The 8,309-nt window shown below is 72.9% G+C and carries 12 protein-coding genes; 7 read left to right on the top strand and 5 right to left on the bottom strand.

All coding sequences use genetic code 11. The features are described from left to right. Positions 1–1,130 (bottom strand): ATP-binding protein (locus GA0115233_RS38980; RefSeq protein ID WP_093725399.1); only part of this gene is annotated, 1,130 nt, incomplete at its 3' end. A 309-nt stretch (positions 1,131–1,439) separates the two neighbouring features. On the opposite strand from GA0115233_RS38980, the gene GA0115233_RS38975 reads away from it, so the two are divergent. The 7 genes from GA0115233_RS38975 (at position 1,440) to GA0115233_RS38945 (ending at position 5,858) form a co-directional block, all read left to right on the top strand. Continuing rightward, complete coding sequence (locus GA0115233_RS38975; protein WP_093725397.1) at positions 1,440–1,676, top strand: hypothetical protein; 237 nt, start codon at positions 1,440–1,442, stop codon at positions 1,674–1,676. A 166-nt stretch (positions 1,677–1,842) separates the two neighbouring features. Then, positions 1,843–2,259, top strand: a complete 417-nt coding sequence (locus GA0115233_RS38970) for a YciI family protein (RefSeq protein ID WP_093725395.1) — start codon at positions 1,843–1,845, stop codon at positions 2,257–2,259. Further along, positions 2,252–3,430 carry an RNA polymerase sigma factor gene (locus tag GA0115233_RS38965; protein ID WP_093725393.1) on the top strand — a complete coding sequence of 393 codons (1,179 nt, stop codon included), beginning with the start codon at positions 2,252–2,254 and terminating at the stop codon, positions 3,428–3,430. The genes GA0115233_RS38970 and GA0115233_RS38965 overlap by 8 nt, the downstream gene beginning before the upstream one ends. Positions 3,431–3,492: 62 nt before the next feature. Beyond that, positions 3,493–4,278: an alpha/beta fold hydrolase gene (locus GA0115233_RS38960; RefSeq protein ID WP_093725391.1), complete on the top strand. Its 786-nt coding sequence runs from the start codon at positions 3,493–3,495 to the stop codon at positions 4,276–4,278. Between the two features lie 11 nt (positions 4,279–4,289). Beyond that, the gene (locus GA0115233_RS38955; protein ID WP_176712103.1) at positions 4,290–4,808 is read left to right on the top strand and encodes an SAM-dependent methyltransferase; all 519 of its coding nucleotides are present in this window, start codon (positions 4,290–4,292) and stop codon (positions 4,806–4,808) included. 59 nt (positions 4,809–4,867) lie between these two features. Further along, a complete protein-coding gene (locus GA0115233_RS38950; RefSeq protein WP_176712102.1) occupies positions 4,868–5,221 on the top strand; it encodes an ArsR/SmtB family transcription factor in 354 nt (117 codons plus the stop codon). Then, positions 5,214–5,858, top strand: coding sequence for an SRPBCC family protein (locus GA0115233_RS38945; RefSeq protein ID WP_093725389.1), 645 nt, complete (start codon positions 5,214–5,216; stop codon positions 5,856–5,858). The genes GA0115233_RS38950 and GA0115233_RS38945 overlap by 8 nt, the downstream gene beginning before the upstream one ends. Here the strand turns inward: GA0115233_RS38945 and GA0115233_RS38940 are convergent. The 4 genes from GA0115233_RS38940 to GA0115233_RS38925 all read right to left on the bottom strand — a co-directional run. Continuing rightward, the gene (locus GA0115233_RS38940) at positions 5,831–6,337 is read right to left on the bottom strand and encodes a molybdenum cofactor biosysynthesis protein (RefSeq protein WP_093725387.1); all 507 of its coding nucleotides are present in this window, start codon (positions 6,335–6,337) and stop codon (positions 5,831–5,833) included. The two genes, GA0115233_RS38945 and GA0115233_RS38940, sit on opposite strands and share 28 nt — an antisense overlap. A 31-nt stretch (positions 6,338–6,368) precedes the next feature. After that, positions 6,369–7,160, bottom strand: coding sequence for an endo alpha-1,4 polygalactosaminidase (locus tag GA0115233_RS38935; protein ID WP_176712101.1), 792 nt, complete (start codon positions 7,158–7,160; stop codon positions 6,369–6,371). Beyond that, positions 7,157–7,819, bottom strand: coding sequence for a spherulation-specific family 4 protein (locus GA0115233_RS38930; protein ID WP_176712100.1), 663 nt, complete (start codon positions 7,817–7,819; stop codon positions 7,157–7,159). Before GA0115233_RS38930 ends, GA0115233_RS38935 begins: the two co-directional genes overlap by 4 nt. Further along, on the bottom strand, positions 7,816–8,309 hold a 494-nt coding region (locus GA0115233_RS38925; RefSeq protein ID WP_141689647.1), incomplete at its 5' end, for an NAD-dependent epimerase/dehydratase family protein. The genes GA0115233_RS38925 and GA0115233_RS38930, both read right to left, overlap by 4 nt.

Here is an 8,309-nt window from a genome sequence, read left to right as displayed (position 1 = left end):
GGTTCGGCGACGTAGGCGTGGGCCCTGCTCGGGGCGGGCGCCTGCTCGGGTGTCGCGCGGGGGGTGGGCCGGGGCGCGCTGGCGGCCGGGGGGCGGGTCTCGGGGTCGATGGTGGTGAGCAGGTGGCTGTCGACCCGCAGCACCGCCCGGACGCCGCCGTACGGGGACGGCGAGGACAGATCGACGGTGAGGTCGAACTGCCGGGTGAGCTGGCCGATCGCGGCGAGACCCATGCGGGGCGGGTCGCCGAGGTCGGTGAGCAGGATCGGCTCGGAACCGGCCACCATGCGCTGCGCGCGGTCGCGCTCGTCCTGGGTCATGCCGAGGCCCGCGTCGTCGACGGTGACGCAGGCGCCGTGGTGAACGTGTTCGAGGTTGACGATGACGTCTGTGTCCGGCGCGGAGTGGCGCAGCGCGTTGTCGAGCAGTTCGGCGACGATGATCGCGACCGGTTCCACGGCGTGCGAGACCAGGGCGGTGCCCGGCTTGAGGTGGTTGTTGACCCGGACCCGGTGGTACCCGGCGAGCCGGGCCTGCCCCCCGGTGACCGCGTCGACCAGGTGGGACTCCTCGCGGGCCAGTCCCACCCAGGCCCCGCACACCACCGCGGCGACCTGGGCGCGGCGCAGCGACTGCTCGTTCTCGTGGTCGAGTTCGAACAGGGTCTGCGTCAACTCGGGGTCGTCGTAGCGCTGTTGCAGTCCGCGCAGGGCGTCCTGAAGCCGGTAGAGCGCGGCCTGGATCTCGCGGGTCGCGCCGCGCATGCCGGCCTGCGCCGCGGCGTCGACGCGCACGTGCTGCGCGGTGAGTTCGACGCGGAGCTGTTCCAGGACGTTCTCCATCGCCATGCCGAGCGAGGACTGGGCGGTACGGAGCTCCAGCGGGCCGGGCACGGTGACATGGGGGTGCGCGAGGCGGCGGGCGGCGGCCGGTATGCGCTTGGCCGCCAGGTGCTCGACCTCCGCGGCGAACGTCTGGACCACGCCGTCGAGATGGGCCCGCAGCGCGGCGATCTCGTCGCGCTGCGCGGCCCGTTGCCGTCTGGACCGGAGCAGCCCGCCGCCGAGGGCGAGCGCGGACAGTGTGCCGAAGGCGAGTCCACCGACGGCCAGGTCCGGTAGTTCGATCATCGAATCGGTATCCAGGGAAGTGGGCAGGGGTGGGTGCGAGGCCCCCTGACGAGGCGCTCGGAGCACAGTACACACCGTCATCGACCGTTCTCGCACGGTCGATGGGTACTTCGCTCCGAATCTGCCCGCCCTCTGTTCACTTCTGCACCGAGTGTCTGAATTGCCTTGCCACCGCAGGGAGTTGACGATTCAACGAAAACGGGTGGTCGGGCCGGGTTTCCCGGATGTCTGACCCCGGGGGCGACGGGTACCCGGACCGCACCGACAGCGGGGCCCCGCGGGCCCCGGCCGACGAGTGAGGAGGTCCTGATGACCAGCAGTGCCGAGACCGGCGGTGCGATCGGCACGGCGGACAAGGACTACAACCTGATCTGGTACGTGGAGGCGTGCCTCAGCAACGCGCTGCGCCTGGAGACGTACATCGAGGACGCCGAGCGCGCCAAGGATACCGAGGTCGCGGACCTCTTCCGCAAGGCGCAGGCGGACAGCCGCAAGGGCGCCGAGCTGGGCAAGGACCTGCTCCGGGCCCGGCTGAGCGGCGGCTGACCACCCCGCCCGCCCCGGCGGCCCGGGCTCGGGGTCCGGGCCGCTGCGCGCGGCCGGCGAAGAAAATCGAAAAACTTTCGGCGGTGATGTCGAGAACCGATGAGCGGCTGCGTCCCCGGGGTGAACGCGACCAGAATGGGTCGCACCATCACCGAGGAGAACCACCATGGCCAAGTACCTGCTGCTGAAGCACTACCGGGGCGCCCCGGCGGCGGTCAACAACGTGCCGATGGACCGGTGGACGCCGGAGGAGATCTCCGCGCACGTGCAGTACATGCGGGACTTCGCCGACCGGCTGGAGAAGAGCGGGGAGTACGTCGGGGGAGAGGCGCTCGCCCCCGAGGGGACCTGGGTCCGCTACGACGGCGAGGGGCGCCCGCCGGTCACCGACGGGCCGTTCGCCGAGACCAAGGACCTGATCGCCGGCTGGATGGTGATCGACGTCGACAGCTACGAGCGCGCCGTCGAGCTGGCCGGGGAACTGTCGGCGGCCCCCGGCGCGGGCGGCGAACCCATCCACGAGTGGCTGGAGCTGCGACCCTTCCTCGCCCCGCAGCCCACCATCGACGAATGCCATGGATGAGGCCCTCCTCAGAAGCCTCACGCCGAGCGTGATCGGCGTCCTCGTCCGGCGCGGAGCGGACTTCGCGGCGGCCGAGGACGCCGTACAGGAAGCGCTGATCGAGGCGCTGCGCGTATGGCCCGCAGACCCGCCGCGGGACCCCAAGGGATGGCTGGTCACGGTGGCGTGGCGCAAGTTCCTCGACGCGACCCGCGCCGACGCCGCCCGGCGCCGGCGCGAGGACCTGGTCGAGGACCAGCCGCCCCCCGGCCCGGCCCCCGCCACCGACGACACCCTCCAGCTGTACTTCCTGTGCGCCCACCCCTCGCTCACCCCGGCCTCCGCCGTCGCCCTCACCCTGCGTGCCGTCGGCGGACTCACCACCCGCCAGATCGCCGAGGCGTACCTGGTGCCCGAGGCGACCATGGCGCAGCGCATCAGCCGCGCCAAGCGCACCGTCTCCGGCGTACGCTTCGACCGGCCGGGCGACGTCGCCACCGTCCTGCGCGTGCTGTACCTGGTCTTCAACGAGGGCTACTCCGGGGACGTGGACCTCGCCGCCGAGGCCATCCGGCTCACCCGGCAGCTCGCGGCCGTGATCGACCACCCCGAGGTGTCCGGACTGCTCGCCCTGATGCTGCTCCACCACGCCCGCCGCGCCGCCCGCACCGCCCCCGACGGCAGCCTGGTACCGCTCGCCGAGCAGGACCGCGGACTCTGGGACACCGCGCTGATCGCCGAGGGCGTGGCGATCCTCCAGGCTGCCCTCGCCCGCGACCGGCTCGGCGAGTTCCAGGCGCAGGCCGCCGTCGCCGCCCTGCACTGCGACGCGCCCACCGCCGAGGAGACCGACTGGGTGCAGATCGTCGAGTGGTACGACGAACTGGTCCGGCTCACCGACAGCCCCGTCGTCCGGCTCAACCGCGCCGTCGCCGTCGGCGAGGCCGACGGCCCCCGCGCCGGACTGGCCGCGCTCGCCGCCCTCGACGACTCCCTGCCCCGCCACCCGGCGGTCGCCGCCTACCTGCACGAACGCGACGGCGACCCGCGCACGGCGGCCCGCCTGTACGCCGAGGCCGCCGACCGGGCGCCCCACCTCGCCGAACGCGACCACCTCACCCGTCAGGCCGCCCGGCTCAACGCCCTCCTGCGCCGCTCGGCCGAGTCCGCTTCTTCCGCCGAGGACCGGTGACGCGGGGCCCGGCGACCGGTTACCGTACCGGCCAGTAACCGGACCGCACGCAGGAGGCCCCCATGCCACAACTCGCAGTCGACGGCGCGACGCTGACGTACGACGACGAGGGGCCCCGCGACAGCCCCGAGGCACCCCTGGTTTTCATCCACGGCTGGACCGCGAACCGTCACCGCTGGGACCACCAGACGGCCCACTTCGCCGAGCGCCGCCGCGTGGTCCGCCTCGACCTGCGCGGCCACGGCGAGAGCAGCGGCGCCGGGGTGCGCACCATCGAGGAGCTGGCCGCCGACGTCGTCGCCCTCCTCGACCACCTGGACATCGAGCGGTGCGTACTGGTCGGTCACTCGATGGGCGGCATGATCTCCCAGGCCATCACCCTCGCCCGGCCCGAGCGGGTCGAGCGCCTGGTGCTGGTCAACTCCATCAGCCGTATGACGTACAGCCGCGGCCGGGGCCTGCTGATGGCCGCCTCGACCCTCGTGCCGTTCAAGCTCTTCGTCGCCGCCAACATCCAGCGCGCCTTCGCCCCTGGCTACCCGCGCGAGGAGATCCGCGAGTACGTCCGCGCCTCCGCGGACACCCCGCGCGAGGTCGTCATGACCCTGTACGGCGCCATGCGCGCGTTCGACGTCCTCGACCGCGTCGGCGAGATCCGCACGCCCACCTTGCTGATCCACGGCTACCACGACATCCAGCTCCCGGTCGGCCAGATGCTCCGCATGGCGAAGGCGTACCCGGACGCTCTTGTGCGCATCATCGACGCGGGGCACGAACTCCCCGTGGAGCGCCCCGCGGAACTCACCGCCGCCATCGACGCGTTCGTGACGGAACGGACGCCCGTCTGAGAGGAACCACCGTGGCAGGAGCGATCCCCCGGCGGGTCACCGAGGCCGTCGCCCTGCTCGACGTCCGCCCGGCCGACCGCCTGCTGGAGATCGGCTGCGGCGGCGGCGTCGCCGTCCAGCGGATCAGCCCGCTGCTGAGCACCGGCACGATCACGGCGATCGACCGCTCGCCGCACGCCGTGGCACGGGCGACGGCCCGCAACAGCGACGGCATCGAGGCCGGGCGGGTCACGCTCGCCCGGGCCGCCTTCTCCGCTCCCGCGCTGGCGGCGGCCGGGCTGCCGGACCGCCGCTACGACAAGATCTTCGCGATCGACGTCAACCTCTTCTGGACCGGCCCGGCCACCGCCGAACTCGCCCTCGCCGCCGACCTGCTCGCCCCCGGCGGGGCCCTGTACGCGTTCTACGACCCGCCGGGCGGGCGGGACGAGGAGATCGCCGCGAAGGTGTCGGCCAGGTTCACCGCGGCGGGCTTCACCGCCGGGATCGTCCGCCCGGCACCGATCGTCGCCGTTGTCGGCCGGCCCTGAGCCGCGCGCTCTTATTTAAGAGTTGCCTTATATAAGTGTGGGGTGGCATAGTCGGTTCCGTGCACGCCTTCGACGTTCTGGGGGATCCGGTCAGGCGCCGGATATTGGAGCTGCTCGCCACGGGCGAGCAGGCGTCGGGTGAGATCACCGCCGTCATCCGTGAGGAGTTCGGGATCTCGCAGCCGGCCGTGTCCCAGCATCTGAAAGTGCTGCGGGACAACGGCTTCGCGTCCGTGCGCGCGGAGGGCACCCGGCGGCTGTACGCCGTCGACGCCGCCCCGCTGCGACAGGTGGACGACTGGCTGGACCGGTTCCGGGGCTTCTGGGAGCAGCGGCTCGACGCACTCGGTACGGAACTCGCGCGCGGCAAACGCGAGCGCAGACGTAATCAGGAAGTGAGAGACGATGACTGACTTCGTCGACGAGATCAACCGCCTGCACCGCCGGGTCGGCACCCGGCAGGTCGAGGCCGGCGAGGCCCGCACCGTGCTGCTGCGGCGCTCCTACGACGCCGAGATCGCCGATGTGTGGGACGCGGTGACCTCCCCCGAACGCATCGCCCGCTGGTTCCTGCCGGTCAGCGGCGAGTTCAAGGTGGGCGGCCGCTACCAGCTGGAGGGCCAGGCCGGAGGTGAGATCCTCCAGTGCGACCGGCCCACCCTGCTCCGGGTGAGCTGGCTCTACGGCCCCGACCCGGGCTTCAGCGAGGTCTCCCTGCGCCTGACCCCGGAGGGCGAGGAGCGCACCGTCCTGGAGCTGGAGCACGTCGCGGTCGTGCCCGAGGAGTTCTGGGGACAGTTCGGGCCCGGTGCCACGGGCGTCGGCTGGGACATGATGCTGCTCGGGCTGAGCATGCACCTCGCGGCCGGCGGCTTCACCCAGGAGGAGGCCCAGGAGTGGGCCATGTCCGACGAGGGCAAGGCGTGCCACACCCTCTCCGGGGAGCTGTGGGGTGCCGCCTACGCCGCCTCCGGCGCGGACCCGGAGATCGTGGAGTCGACCACCAAGGCGACGGTCGCGTTCTACACCGGCGCCGAGCCGAGCTCCTGAAGGACCGCGTCACCGACTTCGAGCACCCCGTCCGACAGCGGGGTGCACCGCACGCCGCCCTTGCCGCGCAGCGCGCGCTGGGCTCCCGGGCCGACGGTGACCTCCATCCAGGCGCACGGCCGCGCCGGACGGTTCAGGGCGAAGGTCACCGGCCCGGACCCGCAGTCGATGCTGACGACCGAGCCGACCAGGGAGTCGATGTCGACACCCCGCAGCAGCACATTGCGCCGGGTACCGCTCAGGTCCACCGCCGGGTCGATGCCGACGGGCAGGTTCTCCTGTGCCATCAAGGTGACCGAGGCGTTCCGGTGGGCCTTCTGCCCGAAGTAGCGGTCACCGACCAGGCCGAGTCCCGCGCGGACCTCCGCCCGCGTCACCAGGTCCCGGTCCCGCGCGGGCGGCAGCCCGTCGGCCGGCCGCCCCGCGAGCCGGTGCGCGGGCGACACCAGCAACTGCACCACCTGTATCCGCCTGGTCATGACCACCAGCCTACGGAGAGCGCCGCCCGCGTCAGCAGGGCGCCCGCCACACCCCCAGCGCGGGCTTCTTCCGCATCGACGACAGCTTCAGCCGCCGCGCGTCGGCGCAGAAGGCGGAGTTCGGCTCGGCGTACTCCACGTGGAAGACCGCCTTGCCCGCCGCGATGAACGGCTTCAGCAGCCCGCACTCGTCGAACTGGGCGCACTCCTCGTTCACCGCGAAGTCGAAGTGCCTGACCAGCTCGGGGATCTGCGGCAGATCGTTCTTGAGGCCGACGGACAGCCCGCGCCGGTGCGCGATGTCCGCGATCATGCGGTTGTACCGGAGCTGGTCCCGCGCGGTGAGCGGGAACCCGGTGTCATTGCCGTACCCCTCCACCAGATCCGGCTCGACCGCGTCGAACCCCTTGTCGCGGCACATGTCGAAGCGGCGCTCCATGATCGGCCGCAGCACCGACAGCTCACGGATGTCCAGCCAGCGCTCCCCCTTCCAGCCGTTGGGGCGCCCCAGCACCGACTCGGGGAAGTCGTCGGCGTCGGGGCGGAAGTCCTCCCAGGCGCCGACGTTGATGTAGCAGATCACCTTGCGCCCGTCGCGGTGCAGCCGGGCCACGTCCTCGGCGGAGTTCTCGAACCCGTCGATGTCGTACACCGGCACGTCCACGGACGGGTCCACCGGCCCGTCGAGCTGCCACTGCCAGGCCAGCCCGGGGCGCGGCCGCCACCGCTCCGAGGGTGCGGCGGTACCGCCGTCGCCCGGACCGGAACACCCGGCGAGGGCCGCCAGCACGGCGCACACCACCGCCACCGCGGCCTTCCTCACACCTCCACCCCCGACAGCGCGGGCGTCAACCCCGCCCAGGGATTGGGCTGTTCCCCGGTGACCGGCCCCGACACGGCCGCCCCCCGGTGGTGCGCCGTCCGCACCGCCAGCGGAATCAGCGCCTGAGGCACCCCGTACACCAGATGACAGAACCTTTCGGCGGGCTGCCGCGCGGTCCACGCCGGGCGGCTGAAGGCGGAGACGTACGTCGACCAGTGCCCCTCGAAGGTCACCGTGAGATCGGCGAGCCGCGCGTAGCCCGGCGCCGGATGCACCCCGGGATTGAGCACCACCGTCTCCGCCCCGGTCCGGCGCACCGCGCGCACCAGCCTGCGGCAGTCCGGCAGCCCGGCCCGGTCCGACCGCACCCGGTCCAGGAAACAGCCGTCGGCCCCGTACCACTCCCGGTGCCGGCGCACGTCCTCCACCACCTCCGCCGGATCGCGCTGCCCGTACCCGGTGTCCGCGTAGCCGAGCAGCCGCGCCCCGGCCGTACGCAGCGCCCCGGCCGCCGCGGTGAACGCCGGGTCGGGCTCGGTACCGGGTCCGCTCGCCGGGTTGATGACGACGCCGTACGTACGGTCCGCGCCCTCGATCAGCCGGTGCCAGGCGCCCGGGTCCTCGGCGGGATGGACGTACAGCGGGATCAGCAGGCTCACGGTGTCCGTCCGTCCTCCCAGAGCGCCCGCAGCGACTCCTCCAGGGTGTGGGCGGGCCGCCAGCCCAGCACCTCGCGGGCGGCCGTGATGTCCGAGCACTGCCAGGACACCTGTGCCGACCGGGCCGAGCCGCTCACCGACTCCTCGACACGGCCCGTGAACCCGGCCGCCGCGGCAAGCCCGCGCACCACGTCCCGCACCGGCACCGCGGCCCCGCCACCGATGTTCAGCACGGGCGGCAGCGGCCCGTGGGCCGTCACGGCCAGCTCCACGGCCCGTGCCACGTCCCGTACGTCGACGAAGTCGCGGTACGCCGAGAGGTCGCCGAGCCTGAGCACGCCGCCGCCGTCCCGGAGCTGGGCGGCGACCCGCCCGGGCAGCCCGGCGGCCGGGGCGCCCGGCCCCACCGGATTGCCCACCCGCAGCACCACCGCGTCCAGCCCGGAGGCGGTCACCGCGGCCGTGCCCGCCAGCTTGGTCGCCCCGTACG

The sequence above is a fragment of the Streptomyces sp. DI166 genome (assembly GCF_900091315.1).
Classification (GTDB): domain Bacteria; phylum Actinomycetota; class Actinomycetes; order Streptomycetales; family Streptomycetaceae; genus Streptomyces; species Streptomyces fuscus.
Note: the sequence above shows the minus strand (reverse complement) of the source record. Positions and strands in the feature narration are given on the sequence as shown.

Coding starts and splice junctions, on each gene's coding strand:
- GA0115233_RS38975 (WP_093725397.1), top strand. CDS start 1,440: ATGACCAGCAGTGCCGAGACCGGCGGTGCGATCGGCACGGCGGACAAG.
- GA0115233_RS38970 (WP_093725395.1), top strand. CDS start 1,843: ATGGCCAAGTACCTGCTGCTGAAGCACTACCGGGGCGCCCCGGCGGCG.
- GA0115233_RS38965 (WP_093725393.1), top strand. CDS start 2,252: ATGGATGAGGCCCTCCTCAGAAGCCTCACGCCGAGCGTGATCGGCGTC.
- GA0115233_RS38960 (WP_093725391.1), top strand. CDS start 3,493: ATGCCACAACTCGCAGTCGACGGCGCGACGCTGACGTACGACGACGAG.
- GA0115233_RS38945 (WP_093725389.1), top strand. CDS start 5,214: ATGACTGACTTCGTCGACGAGATCAACCGCCTGCACCGCCGGGTCGGC.
- GA0115233_RS38940 (WP_093725387.1), bottom strand. CDS start 6,337: ATGACCAGGCGGATACAGGTGGTGCAGTTGCTGGTGTCGCCCGCGCAC.